The sequence below is a fragment of the Pseudoalteromonas sp. GCY genome (genome assembly GCF_016695175.1).
Lineage (GTDB): Bacteria > Pseudomonadota > Gammaproteobacteria > Enterobacterales > Alteromonadaceae > Pseudoalteromonas.
In genome coordinates this window covers 1,935,092-1,956,459 of sequence record NZ_CP068023.1, presented here as the reverse complement: position 1 = coordinate 1,956,459, position 21,368 = coordinate 1,935,092, and the positions used below count along the sequence as shown (strand labels likewise).

General features: G+C 44.9%; 15 protein-coding genes. 3 read left to right on the top strand and 12 right to left on the bottom strand.

The features are described from left to right. The first annotated feature begins 140 nt into the window (after nt 1-140). The 3 genes from JJQ94_RS13915 (at nt 141) to JJQ94_RS13905 (ending at nt 5,677) form a co-directional block, all read left to right on the top strand. On the top strand, nt 141-1,850 hold the full coding sequence (locus tag JJQ94_RS13915) for an AMP-binding protein (protein WP_099029761.1): 1,710 nt from the start codon (nt 141-143) through the stop codon (nt 1,848-1,850). Nucleotides 1,851-2,084: 234 nt separating this feature from the next. Then, nucleotides 2,085-4,016: a S41 family peptidase gene (locus tag JJQ94_RS13910; protein ID WP_099029609.1), complete on the top strand. Its 1,932-nt coding sequence runs from the start codon at nt 2,085-2,087 to the stop codon at nt 4,014-4,016. Between the two features lie 218 nt (nt 4,017-4,234). After that, nucleotides 4,235-5,677 carry a catalase gene (locus JJQ94_RS13905; RefSeq protein ID WP_099029611.1) on the top strand — a complete coding sequence of 481 codons (1,443 nt, stop codon included), beginning with the start codon at nt 4,235-4,237 and terminating at the stop codon, nt 5,675-5,677. A gap of 62 nt (nt 5,678-5,739) precedes the next feature. Here JJQ94_RS13905 and JJQ94_RS13900 read toward each other — a convergent pair whose 3' ends face one another. The 12 genes from JJQ94_RS13900 to JJQ94_RS13845 all read right to left on the bottom strand — a co-directional run bounded on the left by JJQ94_RS13900 (nt 5,740) and on the right by JJQ94_RS13845 (nt 21,188). After that, entirely contained in the window at nt 5,740-6,186 is a 447-nt protein-coding gene (locus JJQ94_RS13900) for a hypothetical protein (protein ID WP_099029612.1), read from the bottom strand. A 327-nt stretch (nt 6,187-6,513) separates the two neighbouring features. Next, nucleotides 6,514-7,851 carry a sensor histidine kinase gene (locus JJQ94_RS13895; protein ID WP_099029613.1) on the bottom strand — a complete coding sequence of 446 codons (1,338 nt, stop codon included), beginning with the start codon at nt 7,849-7,851 and terminating at the stop codon, nt 6,514-6,516. After that, on the bottom strand, nt 7,848-9,167 hold the full coding sequence (locus JJQ94_RS13890) for a sigma-54-dependent transcriptional regulator (RefSeq protein WP_099029614.1): 1,320 nt from the start codon (nt 9,165-9,167) through the stop codon (nt 7,848-7,850). Before JJQ94_RS13890 ends, JJQ94_RS13895 begins: the two co-directional genes overlap by 4 nt. A gap of 60 nt (nt 9,168-9,227) precedes the next feature. Next, on the bottom strand, nt 9,228-10,448 hold the full coding sequence (locus JJQ94_RS13885; protein WP_099029615.1) for an ABC transporter permease: 1,221 nt from the start codon (nt 10,446-10,448) through the stop codon (nt 9,228-9,230). Between the two features lie 2 nt (nt 10,449-10,450). Further along, nucleotides 10,451-11,812 (bottom strand): ABC transporter permease, encoded by a 1,362-nt coding sequence (locus JJQ94_RS13880; protein WP_099029616.1) that lies wholly within the window; start codon nt 11,810-11,812, stop codon nt 10,451-10,453. Nucleotides 11,813-11,821: 9 nt separating this feature from the next. Further along, nucleotides 11,822-12,517 (bottom strand): ABC transporter ATP-binding protein, encoded by a 696-nt coding sequence (locus JJQ94_RS13875; protein WP_099029617.1) that lies wholly within the window; start codon nt 12,515-12,517, stop codon nt 11,822-11,824. A gap of 41 nt (nt 12,518-12,558) precedes the next feature. Beyond that, the gene (locus tag JJQ94_RS13870; RefSeq protein WP_099029618.1) at nt 12,559-13,827 is read right to left on the bottom strand and encodes an efflux RND transporter periplasmic adaptor subunit; all 1,269 of its coding nucleotides are present in this window, start codon (nt 13,825-13,827) and stop codon (nt 12,559-12,561) included. Between the two features lie 939 nt (nt 13,828-14,766). Beyond that, on the bottom strand, nt 14,767-16,659 hold the full coding sequence (locus tag JJQ94_RS13865) for a propionyl-CoA synthetase (protein ID WP_172439909.1): 1,893 nt from the start codon (nt 16,657-16,659) through the stop codon (nt 14,767-14,769). A 274-nt stretch (nt 16,660-16,933) separates the two neighbouring features. Continuing rightward, nucleotides 16,934-17,599, bottom strand: coding sequence for a GntR family transcriptional regulator (locus JJQ94_RS13860; protein WP_099029620.1), 666 nt, complete (start codon nt 17,597-17,599; stop codon nt 16,934-16,936). Nucleotides 17,600-17,738: 139 nt separating this feature from the next. Beyond that, nucleotides 17,739-19,235: an aldehyde dehydrogenase (NADP(+)) gene (locus JJQ94_RS13855; RefSeq protein WP_099029621.1), complete on the bottom strand. Its 1,497-nt coding sequence runs from the start codon at nt 19,233-19,235 to the stop codon at nt 17,739-17,741. Nucleotides 19,236-19,267: 32 nt separating this feature from the next. Continuing rightward, nucleotides 19,268-20,269, bottom strand: coding sequence for a 4-hydroxyproline epimerase (locus tag JJQ94_RS13850; RefSeq protein WP_099029622.1), 1,002 nt, complete (start codon nt 20,267-20,269; stop codon nt 19,268-19,270). 4 nt (nt 20,270-20,273) lie between these two features. Continuing rightward, nucleotides 20,274-21,188 (bottom strand): dihydrodipicolinate synthase family protein, encoded by a 915-nt coding sequence (locus JJQ94_RS13845; protein WP_069019092.1) that lies wholly within the window; start codon nt 21,186-21,188, stop codon nt 20,274-20,276. Nucleotides 21,189-21,368 lie beyond the last annotated feature (180 nt).

The window sequence follows — 21,368 nt, the reverse complement described above, 5'->3', positions numbered from 1 at the left end:
CTTGCCATTACACACTTTATCACTATCCATTAGTCGTAATTTCATGCTTTTCGTCAAAATGCACTTGATTTTGTCGACAATTAGGTTATCACTGATAAAGCATAATGATAAAAACTAGAGATCAACAGCAAGGACAAGATATGACAACAGAGAGCCAATTAACAAATGCATGTGCACTTACAAAGAGTTACTTCAAAGGCCCCCAAGTAGCACCGCTTACTCAACTCACCATAGGGCAATATCTAGAAAACATTGTCGACAATTATCCAGAAAGAGAAGCCATTGTTGTCTCTCATCAATCAGTTCGCTTAAATTATCGTGAGTACCTCGCAAAAATAAATCAACTTGCCGCAAGCCTTTTAGCTGTAGGGATCCAACCGGGGGATAGAGTTGGTATTTGGTCTCCGAACAATCTTGAATGGAGCCTAGTACAATTTGCAACCGCTAAAATCGGTGCAATTATGGTGTGCATTAACCCAGCCTATCGCCCAAACGAGCTTGAATACGTGCTAAACAACGTTGAGTGTAAAATGTTAGTCATGGCTAAATCATTTAAACATAGCCATTACGTCGATATGATAAGAGAACTGGCTCCAGAGTCCTATGACTGCATGTTTGGCGAATTATCTTCACCGCGCCTTCCCTCGCTCAAGCAGATTGTGCTGATTGACGAGGATATTGAACCGGGTCTAATGAATTTCAGCACCTTGTTATCTAAAGCTAATGATGCTCACTATCTTGAAGCAAATGCGATTGCAGCCAACCTCAGCGCCAGTGACGCTATCAATATTCAATTTACTTCAGGTACAACAGGCAACCCAAAAGGCGCCACCCTCACCCACAGTAATATCCTCAATAACGGATTGCTCGTCGCCAATGCCATGAAGCTCACAGAGCAAGACAAGCTTTGTATTCCCGTTCCGCTTTATCATTGTTTTGGCATGGTGCTCGGTAATCTCGTTTGTATTAGTAAAGGTGCGTGCGCCGTATTCCCTAACGATAGCTTTGATCCGCTTGTCACTTTAGAAGTTGTTGAACGAGAAAAATGCACCGGGCTTCACGGTGTACCAACAATGTTTATCGCACAATTAGAACACTCAGACTTTACGCAGTTTGATTTATCTTCGCTGCGCACTGGGGTGATGGCGGGCTCAACCTGCCCAGAAAAGGTCATGCGCCAAGTACAAACCCAAATGCATATGACCGATGTACTAATTGGCTACGGGCAAACCGAGTGCAGCCCAATCAACAATATTACCGAAATCGATTCGCCTGTTGAGAAACGCGTGCAGACTGTTGGTCGCGCTATGCCACATACCGAGGTCAAAATTATTGACGAGCTAGGACATATTGCCCCAATTGGTACGCCTGGTGAAGTATGTGCCCGTGGATATTGCGTAATGAAAGGCTATTGGCAAGACCCAGAAAAAACGGCGGCGACCATAGATGACGACGGCTGGCTACACTCTGGCGATTTAGGGGTAATGGACGACGAAGGGTTCGTCAGTATCGTCGGCCGCATAAAAGACATGATCATTCGCGGTGGCGAGAATATTTACCCCAGAGAAATTGAGGAAGTGCTTTATCATCATCATGATATTCAAGATGCCGCTGTATTTGGGATCAAAGACGAAAAGTATGGTGAGGAAGTATGTGTTTGGGTTCAACTTAAGCCCGGACACTATATTTCGGAAGAAGATATTCGTGTATTTTTAAAAGATAAACTCGCCTATTTCAAAGTACCAAAATACATCAAATTGGTTGACGCCTATCCGATGACGGTAACGGGTAAGCTACAAAAGTTTAAAATGAGAGATCAAATGGAGCAAGAGTTACATCAAACAACGTAATTTGCGTTCGACATCCTTGTTGCCACGCAAACGGGTTTTGCGTGGCAAATCAAATAATCCTCTAAAACTCAATCCTCCCAATAATCTCTTTAGTTAGCCTGCAACGAGTAAGAAGTTCGGTTTAATCAACACACATAAAAGCAATAAATTATTATCATTTTATTTAACACCTATCGACTTTTGTACCCAAAAGGTATAAAACAGTTTTGTTTCCATATACAGGACAATAACAATATGTTTAAATTATCAACAGTTGCCAGTCTTCTGGCATTAAGCTTTACATCGGGTGCAATGGCACAAATATCCTATCTTGAAGACACACGCGACCAAATTAGTATTCAAGATTATAGTTATGAACAAAAAGCGCTTGTAGCTGAGCAAGCGAAACTATTGCTTGACGGTTTATACGTCAATAAATATGCCAAAAACCTGTACTACGGACTTTCTCCGGCCGGACACTTAGACCCAGTAGTTGCAGTAGACGACTTAATCAATAACATGGGAAATCTAAGTTCTTCTCAATTTCATCAGCAGCTGCAAAAGATCTTCTTATCTCAGCGAGATTTTCATTTGGACTATAACTACCCGGCACCAATGAAAAACTTTGTTTCTTTTGTGCCAGTTCATTTTGCACAAACCGTAAATGCAGATGGTAGCAAGGAAGTACGCGTAAACCGTATCTGGCAAAACTACACCGTACTTGCACCAGATACATCAACGGTTTCTTTAGGCGATAAAGTCATTGCATATAACGGCCAAGCAGTAACTGATGTGGTAAACAACACACTATTCCAAGGCGGTGGAGCTAATCCAGATGGCGGGTTTGTTGGCGCGTTAAACAACTTGACTATCAAATCACATAATAAACAGATGCCGCCACAAAATGATGCGCTAACGCTTACTTTGGAATCTTACGAAACGGGCGAAATATATAGCGTTAACTTGCCTTGGTTGGTTTATAACGGAAATCCGAGTACACAAGCGAATACAGAGGATAATACAGCGCAGTTTACACAAAGTATTAACTATGAATTTGCTACATTTAAGGAGTTAGAAGCGGCAGCACAAGATAGTGCTTTTGCCCTAGCAGCCAATGCCACTGCTGAGCCGACGGTGACATGGAATAAGGTACAAGTAGACGGCGAATCCGTCGGCTACATTAAGATTGCCTCTTTTTCACCTAAAAATGGAACTAACACTGCCCTTGTTGCCATCATAGATATCTTAGATAACCAGTTAAGTGACACGAAAGCACTTATTATTGATGTTAGAAGCAACCCAGGCGGTAATATTCTATACAACGACTATTTACTACAACTGTTTACACCAAAACGTGTTACTCCATCTCATGTACGTTTTATCAACACACCTGAGAACCACCATATTCTAAATAATTCCCTGTTCGGTACTTACCTAAGTGATAATTGGCACCAAGTATTGGCTGACGTACAAGGCACCAATGAACAATACTCTGCTGCAACCTCATTCATGACAAAAGATGCAGCAAACCAGATTGGTCAGGCATATTATGGTAACGTGGGGGTTTGGGCAAACGCTAACACCTACTCTGCAGGTGATATGTTCACATGTGGTATGCAAGATAACGGTATTGCAACCGTATTTGGACAGCACGAACGTACTGGTGCAGGTGGCGCAAACGTAATTGAGCATGGTTTATTTGTACAGTACGTGGGTGCACCATATCAAGCGCTACCTTATGATCAAAGTATGCGGGTGTCTTGGCGTCAGTCAGTACGTCAAGGTCATCACATCAATGCGCTCATTGAGGATTACGGCTGTGTTGCCAATGAAGTTGTCAGTTATAACGTTGAAGACATATTCGATGGTGATGCTCAAGATTTCAATACGATCGCTCGTAAGTTACTCGCAAAACCCACAGCGCGTGCAACGGTAGCATTTAATTCAGATAGATTTGCGTCGGTTGCTGAGACTAACGGAGTGTATAATTTTGATGTAACCAATACAGAATACGTAGACGTGTACATTGATGGCACTAAAGTAAAACGTATTTCTGCATTTGCGTATGGTACTCAAGCTAAAACGATTAGCTACACATTACCAAGTAACGTAACGACTGGTACAGTGCAGTTTGTTGGGTTAGATAGTGGTAAAACACGTTTATGGAATTCAACGAGGTTTTTCTAAAACTTTAGCTACGATTAATTTCTAAATATGCAGCGGATGAAACCGCTGCATTTCAACAGTCTACATATTTCACGTAGCGCTTACATCACTCTGAAAACTTTGCTCAGTAAAATTCACAACCCCGCCGACAATATTTATAACAATTTGTTTTTATTGCACTTTTATTGTGGTTCGTTTATTGCTGTTAGTTTCTATATTTTATATGAAGGAAACGAGCAATGACCAAATGTCCATTAACCACCACAGCTGGTAATCCAATCGCCGATAATCAAAATAGTTTGACCGCAGGCCCTAGAGGCCCCTTATTGGTTGAAGATTACCAGTTAATCGAAAAACTGGCGCATCAAAATAGAGAGCGTATACCAGAGCGTACCGTGCATGCTAAAGGATGGGGTGCGTTTGGAACATTTACGGTAACAAACGACATAAGCCGATATACCAAGGCAAAGCTATTTGCTGAGGTTGGTAAGCAAACCGACATTCTGATGCGCTTTTCAACGGTAGCCGGAGAAAAAGGGGCTGCGGATGCGGAGCGTGACGTAAGAGGTTTCTCGATAAAGTTTTACACTGAAGAAGGAAACTGGGATTTGGTTGGCAATAATACCCCCGTGTTTTTTGTTCGTGATCCGTATAAATTCCCCGATTTTATTCACACCCAAAAACGCCACCCTAAAACTAACCTGCGCTCCAACACCGCGCAATGGGATTTTTGGTCTCTGTCACCGGAAAGCCTGCATCAAGTATTAATTTTAATGTCTGACCGTGGCTTGCCAACGGATGTGAGGCACATGAACGGCTATGGTTCACATACCTTTAGTCTGATCAACGCAGAAAACCAAAGAGTTTGGGTGAAGTTTCATATGAAGACCCAACAAGGCCACCAGCATCATACCGATGAAGAGTCAAAATCAGTAATTGGCGAAAGCAGAGAGAGTTTTCAAGAGGACTTGCTTGAGGCCATAGAGCGCGGAAATTATCCGAAATGGGATATGAAAATTCAGGTGATGACTGAAGCACAAGCAAAACAGTTCCAACACAATCCGTTTGATTTAACCAAAGTCTGGCCGCATGGCGACTTTCCACTCATCGATGTTGGCACACTCGAATTAAATCGCGTACCAGACAATTATTTTGCAGAGATAGAACAAGCTGCATTTAGTCCGTCTAACGTGGTGTCTGGAATTGGATTTTCTCCCGATAAAATGTTGCAAGCACGCATTTTCTCCTATGCTGATGCTCACCGCTACCGACTCGGCACGCATTATGAGGCATTACCCGTTAATCGCCCAAAATGCCCAGTGCATCATTACCACAAAGACGGTGCAATGCGGTTCTTTAACAATGAACCTGGTGGTAACGAAGATGCCTACTACGAGCCTAACTCGATGGGTGGCCCAAAAGAGAGCCCAGAGTATAAACGCCCTGCTCTTGAGCTTGAGGGAATGGCGGATAGATACAACCACCGCAAAGACAATGATGACTTTTCACAGCCTCGTGCTCTATATTGCCTATTTGATGATACCCAAAAGCAGCGCTTGTACGGCAACATAGCACGCGCAATGGCGGGTGTACCTGAGCATATCATTGAACGCCAACTTGGCTTATTTAAATCTGTTCACGAAGAACTTGAAGCAGGTGTTAGAATGGCACTGAGTGAATAGTTCAGGGTTAACTACCTAAACCGAACAAAAAGCTAGCACCTGAAGTGCTAGCTTTAAAACGGCTAAATTTGTAACCACGCTTTTTTGGTTCCAAGCGCATAAGCCCCACCTATTACCAAGCAAATTGAGGAGCTCACCAGCCAAAACGTCATGCTGTTATCTGGGATCGTTGGCATGATAAAAACAAACCCAATTCCCCTTATTAAAAAGATTGCACTGATCATACACAAGGCGATTTTCATCAAAGGTAATTGTCGGATCCGTTTCGCCCCTGAAAACGCATAGCATGACCAGAGCAGTAAAATCGTAGCGATAGCGGCAGTGACGAGGTGAGGATAAATAAGCCCTTGCTCGGCCATAGTAACCATTTCCTCGCCAGCACCAAAAAAGCGATACCAAGGTGCACCAAAGATAATGCAGCCAATGTGCGCCACTGCCGCAATGGCTGTACACACACCCGCGAAGAGTAAAAAGTGGTTGGTCGTTTGAGTTTGCGCGTTCAAGTTCATTTCCCTATATTGTCAACTTGCTTGAGTATCGCGGCTCTGCCTTTTCCTGTCGATAGATATGCGCTCAACAGGAATTACTTGTGGGTCATGATTTATCACGACAAAAAGATTTCCGCGGCTTAAAATGCGGCATTAAAGCCAAAAAGATCGCGGGGTGAACCCGCTCCTACCCGATATGCGTTTAGCAACAAAAAGATTTCTGCCACCTAAGATATTGCATTAAAACCCAAAGATCACGGGATGAACCCGCTCCTACCCGAAATGCGGAATCAAAAAACCGCGAGGAGAACCCGCTTCTATTCAATATGGGTTGGTGCAATGACAATACTATGTTTTAGGTGCAACGAGGGGCAGATCAAACTGAACCATTAGACCACCTTTCTCGCGATTAAATAGCTTAAGTTGTCCACCGTGGGCAATTGCGACTTCATTACAAATACTCAATCCTACCCCTGTGCCACTGGGTTTAGTAGAAAAGAATGGCAGTACTGCGTTTGCTAGCTTTTCTTCTTCCATCCCTGCGCCTCTGTCAACGACTACAACGATTAGTCGTTGATAATCAACCAGCAGTTTAACGCCTATTTCATCTATCTTAGATCCTGACTCATGGGCATTTTTTATTAAGTTTATCAGCACCTGCTCTATCTGTACCGCATCAAAAAAGGCGCGCTCAACAGGGAGTGGAGCCAGCAAGGTAAATGTGTATAGTTTATTAACGGTATCAAGAATAGGTTGAAGGGCTTGCTCTGTAATATTAGGCGCGGGCAACCTCGCAAACTCGCTATATTTAGCAACAAACTCACTCAAGTTCTCGGTGCGGCGATTAATGGTTGCCAGCATATCGGGCAACAGTTGAATAAGAGCGTGGTTTTGCTCTTCAGCACTGCGCTCAACAATTGTATTTGCGGAGTTAGTCAGTGAAGAAATAGGCGCTAATGAATTATTGAGTTCATGACTGATAAGACGGATGGCATTTTTCCAAAGCCCTACTTCTTGACGGCTCATTTCGCTTGATAGATTTTGACACATAAGCAACACGTGCGGCTGGTGGTTGAGTGTTATGCTCTGCCTTGAAAAGTAATAGCTTTGCTTTTCATCATTGGCTTGAAAGGTCACAAACCCAGACTCTTTTTGTAGCAAAATAGTTTGCAGTTTAGGATCGGCATTCGCAATGGCATGATGAAGCACAAGGCCACTTAACGACTTTTTGTTATTGAGTAACTTGCCGGCTTTGTCGTTGGCATATACAACCTGATCAAACTGATTGAGTAATATAATCGACACCGGCGACACCTGCAAAATGGTATCGAGTAGTAACTCCCTTTGGCTGGTGGCATGGCGCTGCTTTTTTAGTGTTGTCGATAAACGATTATATTCCAGAATTAAATCAGACATTTCTATGCTTTCAAAATGAGTAATTTGAACTGAGAAGTCTTGATCTTTAAAACTGCGGATCCCGTCCGTTAAGCAATCTATGATCCGCTGTTGGCGAGAGAAAAAGTAACTGATACCGACAATGCCTACTACCGTCGCAACAAGCAGCCCCAGTGGAATTGCCAGAGTAATTGGTATTGCAAACGAAGCAGCCAGCCATAAAATAGCCGCAAACACCAATAGTGATACAAATAGGCATGCAGACACCGCTGCTTGAAGAGATACCGTCATTTTAAACCAAACTTCTCCATTCTTCGGTATAGTGCTTGCCGACTTAATCCAAGCTTTCTTGCGGCTTTACTCACTACGCCATCAGCGCTGTCTAATGCTGCTTCGATATCTGCTTGTGTATATTCAAGCGGCTCTTCATGTTGTGGTGTTTGAATAGCTAAATGCTCACACTCAATTTCTTGCCCGGGGCTCAGCAACACAGCACGGCCTATGGTGTTTTCAAGCTCCCTGACGTTTCCAGGCCACGTGTGGTGCTTTAACTGCTTCATTGCCGTGTTACTCACGCTCTTATTATTCGGTAAAAAGTGCTCAACCAACACCGTAATATCTTCTTTTCGCTCAGACAATGGCGGCAGTTTAAGCTCAATCATATTGATCCGATAATACAAGTCTTCTCTAAAAGTACCAGCGCGAATGGCCTCCGGTAAATTACTGTTGGTAGCACTTATCACCCTAACGCTCACCTTTTTGGTCACGTTACTGCCAACGCGCTCAAACTCGCCGCTTTGTAAAACCCTAAGTAATTTTTGCTGACCAGCCAAAGACAAGTTGCCGATTTCATCCAAAAACAAAGTACCACCATCGGCTGCTTCAAAGCGCCCAGCCCTCGATTTTTGTGCGCCTGTATAAGCACCACTTTCAACCCCAAATAACTCGGCCTCAATTAGGTCCGCCGGAATGGCCCCAGCATTCACTTTAATAAAGGGTTTATGTTTATAGCCGCTATTGGCTTGCACGATTTCTGCAACTTTCTCTTTACCTGAGCCGTTTGGTCCTGTGATCAGAATTGGCGCGTCGGAGTGCGCAACCTGAGTCGCCATTTCAAGCAAGCTCAACATGGCCGGATCGGCTACCACCACACCACACAGGTCGTATTGCGCTTTTAGCTTTTGTAATCTGGCATTGCGCTGATTCGCAGCGCTACTTACTTGCTCTTGTAATTCTCGCATTTCGAGCAAGTTTTTCACTGAAGTGACTAGTTTATGATCTTTCCAAGGTTTGGCTAAGTAGTCTGCCGCACCATCTTTAATTAGCTCCACCGCCATTTCAAGGTTTGTCCAAGCCGTCAATAAAATGATCGGCAAATCAGGCTCTAAATCTCGAATGGCTTTATACAGGGCTTTACCTTCCGCGCCGCTGGTGGTGTCTCGGGTAAAGTTCATATCTTGAATAACTAAGTCGAACTGTTTGCTACGCACCTTCTCTAGGCCCAGCTGCGGAGAGGTAACACCTTCACACGGAATATCATTGAGCAACAAAAGGACTTTAATGGCTTGAATTACATCCGGATTATCGTCAATTACCAATACACTCATGAACGCTTTTGATCCTAATTTGTAGATTTAGCCCCTTTCGGGGCTTTGTTGTTTTTATTATTAGCTGGATTTAGTTACTTGCGCCGGCGACACTTTCGCGGCTTCTTTGGCAGGCAGGTATACCGCCAATGTACTCACAAGCCAAGTAAAAATAGCTACCCCAACCAATAACGGGATCTCTACCACACTTTGCACTCGAACATTATTCATCAAAAAATAGTAAAGCAAAATCGAGAGACCAAAGCCTAGCACTAAACCGATAAAGACTAAAATTGTATTTTCTTTAATTAAAGACCACATCACTTTACCTTTAGATGCACCTAACGCACGAAGCACACCATGATCTTTCTTTCTTAAGCTAACAGAAAAGCTGACAAGTGCGACTATACCCAGCGCGGTTACCACACAAGCGATGATGCTAATGCCTGCCATGGTGAGTGCAAAGGTGCTACGGCCATCCCACAAACGCTTCTTCGCACGAGCAACGAACTCAACTCGCTCCACCATACGACCTTCAGAGTGATACAGCGCGGTTTCAACGTCTTCTAAAATACGCTCAGACAGGCCTTTTTCCACTCTCACTAAATAATTTGCCCGTTGACGGTTACCCCATATAACTTCAGGTACAACTCCCGAATGGTAGGGCTGTTGACTGTATGTGGCACTTTCACCAAGCATTTTACCTTTATAAACACCAACCACTTGATGTGGAATCCGCTGCCTTGAAATATAAACCGACTGTCCAAGAGCAGAGTCATCACCAAATAACGACGTGGCAAGGTCGTCACTTATCATAATAACGCCTGCATTTTTTGTTGCCTCATCACCTTTGATAAATTCGCTGGCATAAAATGCACGACCCTCTATCAGTTCGAGCCCAAGTACACCGACCCCTTTTTCATCTAAACCAAAATAACCGAACACGTTATAATCCGTTTCTGGTTTAGTATCTTTAAAAATAGTCCACCCTGGGCCTAAGCTATTAAGCACGAGTTCTCTACCAGCATAAGATGCAGCAATAACTCCAGGCACGTTTTCAATCGCTTGAATATCCTTCTCGATGAGCGACTGCACGTCTACAGAGGTATCAAATACACGCGTCGTCACATTAAGTATTTGTTGCTCTTCCAACTTTGATGGAATTAACCAATTTTGCAGCGTTGCATAGCTGATAAACGCCGTATTGCTGACAATCATCACGGTGATCGCGATTTGTAGAATGATTAACAGCGCAATACTTTTTTGTTTTAAAATCAGTTTTAAAATATGTTTAATCGCCATACTTACCCCCTTAATTCCGCAGCTGGTGATACGCGACTACTGCGATACACCGGATATAATCCAGATATGCCGACCGCCAAGAAAATGCCTATCGTCGTCAAAAGTGCCAGCTCACCATCGAACTGATAGATTTGACGGACTTGCTCAGCAAGTGCCATGTAATCCGCCTGATACATACGTAGGTGGAACATCAATTCAAGCCCTGCGAATGCCAATACAAAGCCGAGCATTACGGAAGCAACCGTGAGTATCAGGATCTCTAAAAAGTGAATTTTCATTATTACTCCACGATTTGCGCCAAGGGCTCGGTAAAGGGAAATAAGCTTGCGATTGGCTTGGAATTTGGCGAGCAGAATGCCAATCGTATTCACTAAACAAATGCCAAATAGTAAATAAGAAAAAGTCAGGTAAATGGCTTCCCATGCCATAAAGCGCTGGATCAAAATATAGAGCTCGCCCATGCTATAAAAGTCGGTGAGATTTTTATGTTGAAAACGGCCAACCGCTTGCTGCTTTGCAATATAGTTATTCAACCAAGTTTTTAGCTCAGCTAGATGTGCCGCCCCCATATCATCTTGGTACTGGAACCAAACCGTCAAATAACCACATTCAGCACTTTTCAGCATGTCTATACTGCCGCTACGCGGGCTAGTTGCTGTGTATAAATCATCGGTTCTGCAGGTAACTTGCCCAGTTCTTGGAAAGTTTTGGGCATAAGCATAATTTAGCGGAATAAAAACATCGTGATTGTAATTATTACTAAAGCTCAAATCTTGGAAGCGACGTTTATAATTGCTTAAATCAACCACGCCCACGACTTGTATTTGTTCGCCTTGAACCTGAATAAACTGTCCAATAGAATTCGCTCCCCCAAATAGATGGTCGTTGGCATTTTTACTGATAACAGCCACCGCTTCGCCACTTTTTTGGCTTTGTTCGTTCCAAAAAGTACCGTGAATAAACGGCGCGTCTAGTACACTAAATATCTCTCTATCTGTACCAGAAGCTTCTACGCTTATCGGCCTAACTGAGTTATCTGCAAGCCCAACGATAAACTCAGTGGTGTAGTTAAATGATAGATACTCGTATGGTAAATCCGCTTGCTTAAGTGCTTGGGCATCTTGATAAGTCCAGCGAGGGAATTGTCTAAAATCGGCCACATCTTCATCGGCATCAAAATAGTTGAGGCCCGCCGTGTATAAGCTGTCTCCCTTATAGCCAATCACTTCGCTACTGCTTTGTTTAACAATTGCTGACATCGTCAACATCAAGGTGATCCCAACTGCAAGGTTAATTACCATCAGTGCGCTTAGCTTGGGTTTTTGTTTTAATCCCTGCCAAGCTAATAGTATTAGCTCTTTCATCGCTTACTCCTACACTGCCAGTTCGGTTAGCTGAGATTTAGTGATGTCGGTTAGCTCACCATCAAGAATTTGGATATTACGACCCGCTCGTCGTGCCAGCTCATTGTCATGGGTTACCATAATCAATGTGGTGCCCGCCTGATTCACTTCTTGTAATAAATCCATCACTTGTCTTGCCATTAAGCTGTCTAAGTTACCCGTTGGCTCATCCGCTAGTAGGAATCGAGGTTTACCCGCCAGTGCTCTGGCAATAGCCACACGCTGCTGCTGCCCGCCACTCAGTTGTGCAGGATGATGTTTCATTCGGCTTGCAAGCCCAACGAGTTCAAGCGCTTCTTCAATGCGCTTTTTACGTTCGCTGGCTTTTATTCCTCTGAAAATAAGGGGGACTTCAACGTTGTCATATAAAGATAAGTCGCTGATAAGATTAAAGCCTTGGAAGATAAAGCCAATTTTTTCGTTTCTTAGCTGAGACAACTTTTTATCGTTAAGATTGGCAACGTTTTCACCATCTAGAAAATAGTCACCGTGCTCAAAACGCTCTAATAAACCCGCAATGTTCAAAAAGGTCGTTTTGCCTGATCCTGACGGGCCTGTGACCGCAATAAACTCCCCTTCTTCAATGGTTAAATTCACATTACTGAGTGCATGGGTCTCAATCAGATCTGTGCGATAAATTTTGCTTACTTCATTCATTTTTAACATTGTCTATTCCTTCTCATTCTTATTCGGTACGCGAGATGGGGCTACTTCCCGAGTAACACTCGCGCTTTGTTATTGAACGGATCTAAACTTGAGATCACGATTTCTTGTCCTTCACTCAGGCCCTCGATAATCTCAACTTCAGAAATACTTTTTACACCGAGCTGAATAGGTGTTTGATCAGCCTGCTCGCCGACAACCGCATAGGTAAAACGCCCAGCGCCGGTTTCAACAAATGCACCACGCCTTACTTTGAGCACGTCTTGCTTTTGCGACAGGATAATTCTTGTAGATACCTTTTGGTTTTGGCGAAGACCACTTGGCTGCTCGTCAAAGCGTACCCGTGCACTGACGCGGCCGGCTTCAATTTCAGGAGAAATAGCGACCAGCTTCGCGTGATATTGGTATTGATTAATAAATACTTCCGCGGCCATGCCGACTCCTAGGTTTTCAGCATAGATTTCTGGGATCTGCGCTTCAACTTCGAGCTCTGAAAGGTCAACCAAGGATATTAGCGCCGCATCTCGCTGTACAAACTGCTTTTGCTGGACATGCACCGTACCAACAATACCCGACAACGGAGAAATAATGTTAAGTGCGGCTACCTGACGCTGCACTTCTTCTAAAATATGCTGTTGTCTGGTTAGGCTCAACTCGCTACTTTTTAGCTCAAATGCAAGTCGCTCTTGCTCAAGCTTTAGCGACTCAATGGCGTGCCGCTCTTGTAGCTGCGCGCGCTTAAGTTCAACCATTGACTGCTCAAGCTCTAGTTTTGAGATAATTTGTTTTTCGATACTCTGTTTTGAGCGCGCCATTTCCCGCTCTGCCGCTTCTAAGTCTACTTTCGCCATTTCCATGCGTTGTTTGGTATCGAGTAGCTGTTGTTTAATCGAGATCCGTTGGCGCTCAACTTCCGTTTGTAAACGTTCGAACGTGGCCTCTTCTTGTAGTAAACGGTTGGTAAGCTCAGGACTCTCGATACTAAGCAGCGCTTGCCCCGCCTCTATGGCATCACCGGGTTTAACATTGAGTGTTACCGTGCCTGATGCAATAGCGTATAAATCTGGATTATTCGCTGCGAGCGTGCGCCCTTCAACACGAATATCTTCGCTGATATCACCTCTCACTACCGTGGCGAGACGTACTTGCTCCCGCGATACCGTCTGCTCTGCAGATAAAATCATGTTAATGCTTGGCCAAGCACTGGTTAATCCACCTAAGGTGATGCCAACGGCCAATAACGCAATCACAGGCTTTTTTATGGTTCGCTTTTTTGCGATTTGTTTGTCTTGCGCACTTGTATCTTTAATCATGCTACCTCCTTGCGGACAAGTGGGTGTCCGCGATTATCATGTGTAACTAATTACAAGTAGCGTGCCAAAATTTATATCGTTGTTTTATATGGTATTTATGAGATTTAACGGCTTTATTCAAGGGGATTGGACGGACACCGGACAGTTTGCGGACAATAGCAGAACATAACTAGAACTGGTAGGTCGTGATTTATCACGACATCAGATTTTAGAAAGAACAACACTCAAAAGATCGCGGGGTGAACCCGCACCTACCTAATGTTGATGAGCTTTTGCACAAGGTTTACCCTGATAGCTCAGCAACACAGGTAGATCGTGACTAAAACAGGTAGGTCGTGATTTATCACGACATCAGACTATAGAAAAAACAACACTCAAAAGATCGCGGGATGAACCCGCTCCTACCTAATGTTGATGAGCTTTCGCACAAGGTTTACCCTCATAGCTCAGCAACACAGGTAGATTGTGACTAAAACTGATAGGCCGTGATTTATCACGACATCAGACTATAGAAAGAACAACACTCAAAAGATCGCGGGATGAACCCGCTCCTACCTAATGTTGATGAGCTTTTAGCACAAGGTTTACCCTAATAGCTCAGCAACACAGGTAGATCGTGACTAAAACTGGTAGGTCGTGATTTAGCGACATCAGATTTTAGAAGGAGCAGCACTCCAAAAGATCGCGGGGTGAACCCGCTCCCACCTAATACTGCTGCGCGTTTAGCACAAGGTTTACCCTCATAGCTCAGCAACACAGGTAGATCGTGACTAAAACAGGTAGGTCGTGATTTATCGCGACATCGGATTTTAGAAAGAACAACACTCAAAAGATCGCGGGATGAACCCGCTCCTACTTGTGATGAGCTTTTTCGGAGGATAAACCAGCCCCACCCAATGTTGAGCTTTTAGCACGGAGTAATTCCGCGCCGACACTAAACTATTGGTGCTGGCTCACATCCCACAATTGCTTTAACTCTTCAATAATGGCGGGGTCGTCAATGGTAGATGGCACGATAATGTCTTCTCCGTCCACCAGCTGGCGTAGGTTCTTTCTGAGAATTTTACCCGAACGGGTTTTGGGTAAACGCTCAACCACTTTAATGGTTTTAAGGCAGGCAATCGCGCCGATTTTTTCGCGGATCAGGCTTCTTATTTCCTCGGCAATGGCCGTTTCAGTGGTGTTTACGCCATCTTTCAGTACCACCATGGCAATAGGCACTTGCCCTTTTAACTCATCTTTACCGGCAAATACGGCGCATTCTGCAATTGCATTGTGGCCTGCAACGATCTCTTCCATTTCACCGGTTGACAATCTATGCCCGGCTACGTTTATTACGTCATCGGTACGGCCCATAATAAACAGGTAGCCGTCTTCATCAAAATAGCCACCGTCGCCAGAAAGATAATAACCGGGGTACTGTGATAAGTAACTGCCTTTAAAGCGTGCTGTATTATTCCAAATGGTGGTTAAACAACCAGGGGGAAGTGGCAATTTAACCGCAACAACACCTTGTTGATTGGCTTCACATGGACTGCCGTCCACATCAAGGATCTCGACTTGATAGCCCGGTGTAGGAACTGTGGCACTGCCCGCCTTTGTAGGCATCAATTCAATCCCAACTGGGTTACACGCAATTGCCCAACCCGTTTCCGTTTGCCACCAGTGGTCGATTACCGGCAGCTTTGTGGTGGACTGTAGCCAGTCGTAGGTAGCAGGGTCGAGTCGTTCACCAGCTAAAAATAGTGCTTTTAGACTGCTGGTGTTGTAGTTAGCCAAGAGGGCTGCGCTCGGATCTTCTTTTTTTATGGCACGAAATGCCGTAGGCGCACTAAAAAGTGCTGCCACTTGATATTCTTCAACCACTCGCCAAAACGCCCCTGCATCTGGGGTTTTTATCGGTTTACCTTCGTATAATACGCTGGTGCAACCATAAATCAGTGGGCCATAAACAATATAAGAATGCCCCACAACCCAGCCAATGTCGGATGCCGCCCAAAACACTTCGCCGGGCTCCATGCCGTAAACGGTTTTCATACTGTAGTTTAATGCCACAGCATGACCGCCTTGCTCTCGCACTACTCCTTTGGGTGTGCCTGTGGTGCCAGAGGTATACAAAATATAAAGCGGATGTGTGCTTGATAACGGCACGGCATCAAAGGATTCTGGCGTATTTGCCACCACCACCCAATCTAAGTCTCTTGGCGATAACATCTGCGCTTGGTATGCCTCACGCTGTAACACAATACAATGCTCTACTTGATGCTTTGCCAACGACAAAGCTTCATCCAGCATAGGTTTGTATTCAATGGTGCGGCCTATTTCAATTCCGCAAGAAGCACTGATCACCAGTTTTGGTTTAGCATCATCGATTCTCACCGCAAGCTCATGAGGTGCAAAGCCGCCAAACACCACTGAATGAATAGCACCCACGCGCGCACAAGCAAGCATAGCAACGACCGCCTCAGGCACCATGGGCATATAAATTACGACCCTATCCCCTACGCTTACACCAAGCTGATTTAAGCCTGCCGCAAAATAGCTCACTTGCGAAAGCAATTCACGATAGCTAACTTTGCATTTGGTATTCGTCACCGGCGAGTCATAAATTAACGCAGTTTGCTCGCCTCGGCCTTGGTGTACATGATGGTCGAGTGCCAGATAACTGGTATTCATCAAGCCATCACTAAACCAATGACTCAACCCCTCTTGATCTTGGTTATGTCCGATTTTTGGTGGCGTATGCCAATCAAGCCGTGTCGCTTCTTTGAGCCAAAATACCTCTGGATCTTGGGTAAATGTATGGTATGCCTGTTGATAGGTTGTTGTCATAATAAGTTACTCAGTTTCGCTGGAACTTAGTAAAGATAGATAAAAAACCGCCAAGTTTTGATGAGACTTTAGTCTTGCGAGGGTGATGTGGATCAAAGTTGGGGGCGTTAGATATGATTATGCCTGCGTGAGGATCAGCCTCTAGTACGGGTGTTAATGAGCACTTGTCCTTCTAATTTGATATAAATGTAATCACAGCGTCCTGAACAATAGCCATGGGAATAAATATGACTATGGTTCAGAAATCCACTAAGACCTATACAACCAAATTTACTTATTGCTCGCTTTCAAGCTTTAGCAGCAACGTCTTAATATCATCTTTAGCGCCGGTGATATGCTTTTTCAAAAAGTCACACGCCCCTTTGGTATTTTTATCGCGGCACAGTTCTAATAGCTGGCGGTGTTCCTCTGGTGCGGTTTTTATGCCGCCAGCGAGTAGGATGTGCATGCGCACGTAGCGCTCGGAGTTTTTACTGTACACATCCACCAGCTCGCGAGTTTGTGGGCGCTGTGCTTTGCTGTAGAGTTTGCTGTGAAATTCGGCGTTGAGTTTGCCCGTTGCCAGCTGTGTATCACCAGCGGCAGTGGCTTCTTCAAGCTCGGCTAAGATGGCTTCAGCTTCGAGCAGGTCGCGTGCGGTTAACTTGTCGATTGAGTGGCGTAACAGCTCAGCTTCTAACAATGCGCGTAGATCAAATATTTCATCGATTTGTTCGGCACTTAAGCGCGTGACCGTCGCACCTTTGTGCGCTTCAAAGTTAACTAAGCCTTCGGCTTCTAGTTGCAGGAGTGCTTCTCTAACGGGAATACGGCTTACATTTAACTCATCTGCCAGCGCAGCTTGCCTCAGCGGCTCGCCCGCTTTGATTTCACCAGTGAGGATTTTTTCACGAATTGCTTCAGCAACTAATTGAGTTCGAGTTTTATGTACAATCGCCATAGTATTTAGTAATTATTGTTTTATGAACTCATTATAAACGTATCTGAGTTCAAATTGCATGTTTGTCGAGTATATAAGTTTGATGTGCGAATTATGTCTGAATAAAAAAGCCCATAGCAATGCTATGGGCTTGGTTTGCTTAACTTTGTATACAAATTGGTCTTACGAATCGTTTGAGCGCTTCTAACCCTACCGATGTTGAACGTACATCGGTTGATGATGGAAACGGCCCACCATGGTTCATAGTGGCGCACACTTCAACGCCCGTTGGCATTTGCCCGTAAATCAATCGACCTACGCGGTATTGTAACGCCTCTATGATGTCTTCGGCTTGATGTAGGTCAGAATCAGTGCCATGAATGCTGGCGGTGAGCTGTCCATCTAAATCTGCGATTAAGTCTTTAAGCTGCGCTAAGTTGTCATAGCTCACCACTAAAGCACTTGGCCCAAAGACTTCTTCTTTAAGCCTTGCATCGGTTGCAAAACTTTTGCTATCCGTTAGGAACAAATGGGCGTTTGCATGAAACGGCTGTGCTTGATCACCAGAACTTAATAAGGTTACCTGAGGGTGTACTTTTAGCGCCGCGATGCTGTTTTGGTAAGCTTTTAAAATGCCTGGGGTCAATAAGGTATCTGAAGGCGCTGCGCTAATATTTTGCTTAGCCGTCTCGATAAATGCTTGCGAACTACTACTTGGCACCAACCAAATACCGGGGCTAGTACAAAATTGACCATTACCCATAAGTAAAGACTGGACAAATTGTGCACCAAGCTCTGCGCCTTGCGACTGTATTTTTTCAGGTAAGACAATTTGCGGGTTTACGCTGCCAAGCTCACCGTAAAGCGGGATAGGTTCATGGCGCTTCGCGATGGTGTCTTGCAATGCTTTTGCAACGCCAAAGGAGCCTGTAAATCCAACCGCTTTGATAGGCTCGGCTTTAACCAGCCAATGCGCGACATCGTATGCTTTCGCTTGCAGCATTGAAAACACCCCGCTTGGCATATCGCACTTGCTTATTGCTGTGGCGATGGCCTTAGTCATTAGCTCACACGTTGCCGGATGTGCTGGGTGACCTTTATATACCACAGGGCAGCCAGCGGCTAACGCAGCTGCGGTATCACCCCCAAGCGTAGAGAAGGCATACGGGAAGTTTGACGCGCCAAACACCGCAACAACGCCAATAGGAATATGCTTAAGCAGTGTTTTTGGCTTAGGCAGCGGCGTGCGATTTGGGTCGGCTTGCTCTTCTTTATCTAGACTGAGCTCTGCTAGGTTATCTCTCAGCGCTGCGGCAAATGCGTTTAATTGGTTTACCGTCCGGCCACGCTCGCCCTCGAGTCTTAGCCTTGGCAGGTTAGTTTCTGCCATCGTGGTGGTGATCAGCTCATCACCTAAGGCGAGAATTTCTTGGGCTATGGTCTCTAAAAATTCTGCTCTAGCAGTCATCGAGGTTTTACGATAAGCCTTAAAAGCCTGCTCTGCTGCATTAACGGCCTCCTCTACTTGTGCTTCACTGGCATTAAAAAAAGGTTGCGTCAGTGGCTCATTGGTTGCTGGGCAAAACGCGTAAAACGTTGATGCCATTTGTGCGGCTTGCCACGCACCGTTGATATAGCTCTTTCCTGATAAATTCATTGTTAGCTCCTGTTTTCTTTCAGTCTTAATGGCTAGAGCACCTGAAAACCAAATGCATACGGATCTTCGTCATCTACAGTGATACAATTACTCCCCGTTTGACGTGCCCAACCTTGAATACTTGGCAGAATTGCGGCTTTTCCCGCAACTTCAGTTGTGCCTTCGACCTTACCGATAAATTGGCTGCCTATGATGCTCTCGTGAACAAACGTATCGCCATCTTTTAGCAGTCCTTTTGCAAACAGCTGTGCCATTCGTGCACTTGTGCCGGTACCACAAGGCGACCTATCAATCGCCTTATCGCCATAAAATACTGCGTTGGCCGCATGACTATCTGGGTGCCGTGGCTTACCTGTCCATAACACATGGGAGGCGCCACACACGGTAGAGTCTTCAGGATGAATTGGGTTTGTTTGCGCGTTAACTGCCGCGCGCACTTTGGGGCTCCACGCCAGTAATTCCGCGGCGCGGCTTTGATCCACACCAGCAAATAGACTTTGAGGCTCAACAATAATGTAAAAGTTACCACCATAGGCAATATCAACGATGAGCTCCCCTAGCCCATCAACGTGGACAGGCACCGCTTGGTACGCCAAAAATGCCGGCACATTGTAGAGCTTTACCCAAGTCACTTTACCTGCTTTCATCTCATAATAGGCATTCACGCGCCCCGCAGGGGTGTCAAGCTTGAGTACACCCTGTTCCATTGGAGTAATAAGGCCGCTTTCAAGGCCAAAAGTGACTGTCCCTATAGTGCCATGCCCACACATCGGCAAGCACCCAGAGGTTTCGATAAATAGGATTGCCACATCCCCATCCGCAGTGGTCGGTGGATATAAAAAGGCACCCGACATCATGTCATGGCCTCTGGGCTCAAACATCAGTGCGCGCCTTATCCAATCGTAGTCACGTAAAAAATGTTGGCGCTTTTCACTCATGTTCTCGCCCAAAAGCGTTGGATGACCGCTTGTGACCAAGCGCACGGGATTGCCACAGGTGTGGCCATCTATACAATAGTAGGTGCCTAAAATCATACGCTTAGTCCAAGTTATATTGGCTTAAGTCAATTCGATTTGCCATCGCTTCATCGTACAAACGACTCACGTAAGCCTTTTGTTCTTGGGTGAGTGGCAATCTTGGAGAGCGAGTCACTTCACTACCACGTCCAGCCAAATGTTCTGCATATTTGATGCACTGCACCAGTGTGGGAATAGTATCTAAGCGTAGCAAAGGTAAAAACCAACGCCACAGTGCGCGCGCTTCCTCATAGCGACCTTGTTCGGCAAGTTTATAAATAGCCACTGACTCGCGTGGGAATACATTGGTCAATCCCGAGATCCAACCCGTCGCACCAAGCATCAGGCTTTCCAGTGCGATATCATCAACACCACCAAATACAACGTAGCGATCGCCAAATGCGCTAAACAGCTCGCTAATACGACGGGTATCTTCCGTTGCTTCTTTTACAGAAACAATATTGGACTCCTCAGCTAAGGTTTTCATGCCTTCAATAGACACATCGACACCGTAGGTCACCGGATTGTTGTAAATCATAATAGGTAATGCCGTGCTTCGCGCTACCTGTTGGTAATGATGAATAGCTTCGCGCTCGGTTGAGCGGTAAACCATCCCCGGCAATACCATCAGTCCATCTATGCCGAGCGCTTCTGCATCCTTGGCAAACTCGACAGCAAGCGCTGTTGTGGTTTCAGCCACACCACTAAGTAGTGGCACTCTATCACCTACCACTTCTGTTGCCGCTTTTAAAACCTGGCGTTTCTCGTCAGCCGTGAGTGAGCAGTTTTCACCGACGGTGCCTAATACTATGATGCCATGAACCCCTTCGTTAATCAGGTTATCTATCATCTCTTTGGTAGTATCAAAGTTGATGCTTTCATCATCATGGAATTGAGTGGTTACTGCTGGATATACACCCTGCCAATTTACGTTCATCGTTCTCGCCTTTCATTAGGTTGTTTAGTTATTGTGCTTGCCATCATAGGTATATTGTATACAATAATCAATATTCAAAAGAGAGATTTTTTAGCCATCAACTCAAATGACTGGCTTAAACATCTGTAATTTTATGATTTATAAGTGGTAAATTTTTTCTTTTTGGTATTTAAACGAGGC

Bases quoted from the DNA above. Each gene is read 5' to 3' on its own strand.
- JJQ94_RS13890 (WP_099029614.1), bottom strand. From the start codon at position 9,167: ATGAGTGTATTGGTAATTGACGATAATCCGGATGTAATTCAAGCCATT.
- JJQ94_RS13905 (WP_099029611.1), top strand. From the start codon at position 4,235: ATGACCAAATGTCCATTAACCACCACAGCTGGTAATCCAATCGCCGAT.
- JJQ94_RS13885 (WP_099029615.1), bottom strand. From the start codon at position 10,448: ATGGCGATTAAACATATTTTAAAACTGATTTTAAAACAAAAAAGTATT.
- JJQ94_RS13855 (WP_099029621.1), bottom strand. From the start codon at position 19,235: ATGAATTTATCAGGAAAGAGCTATATCAACGGTGCGTGGCAAGCCGCA.
- JJQ94_RS13895 (WP_099029613.1), bottom strand. From the start codon at position 7,851: ATGACGGTATCTCTTCAAGCAGCGGTGTCTGCATGCCTATTTGTATCA.
- JJQ94_RS13875 (WP_099029617.1), bottom strand. From the start codon at position 12,517: ATGTTAAAAATGAATGAAGTAAGCAAAATTTATCGCACAGATCTGATT.
- JJQ94_RS13865 (WP_172439909.1), bottom strand. From the start codon at position 16,659: ATGACAACAACCTATCAACAGGCATACCATACATTTACCCAAGATCCA.
- JJQ94_RS13850 (WP_099029622.1), bottom strand. From the start codon at position 20,269: ATGATTTTAGGCACCTACTATTGTATAGATGGCCACACCTGTGGCAAT.
- JJQ94_RS13845 (WP_069019092.1), bottom strand. From the start codon at position 21,188: ATGAACGTAAATTGGCAGGGTGTATATCCAGCAGTAACCACTCAATTC.
- JJQ94_RS13880 (WP_099029616.1), bottom strand. From the start codon at position 11,812: ATGAAAGAGCTAATACTATTAGCTTGGCAGGGATTAAAACAAAAACCC.
- JJQ94_RS13915 (WP_099029761.1), top strand. From the start codon at position 141: ATGACAACAGAGAGCCAATTAACAAATGCATGTGCACTTACAAAGAGT.
- JJQ94_RS13860 (WP_099029620.1), bottom strand. From the start codon at position 17,599: ATGGCGATTGTACATAAAACTCGAACTCAATTAGTTGCTGAAGCAATT.
- JJQ94_RS13900 (WP_099029612.1), bottom strand. From the start codon at position 6,186: ATGAACTTGAACGCGCAAACTCAAACGACCAACCACTTTTTACTCTTC.
- JJQ94_RS13910 (WP_099029609.1), top strand. From the start codon at position 2,085: ATGTTTAAATTATCAACAGTTGCCAGTCTTCTGGCATTAAGCTTTACA.
- JJQ94_RS13870 (WP_099029618.1), bottom strand. From the start codon at position 13,827: ATGATTAAAGATACAAGTGCGCAAGACAAACAAATCGCAAAAAAGCGA.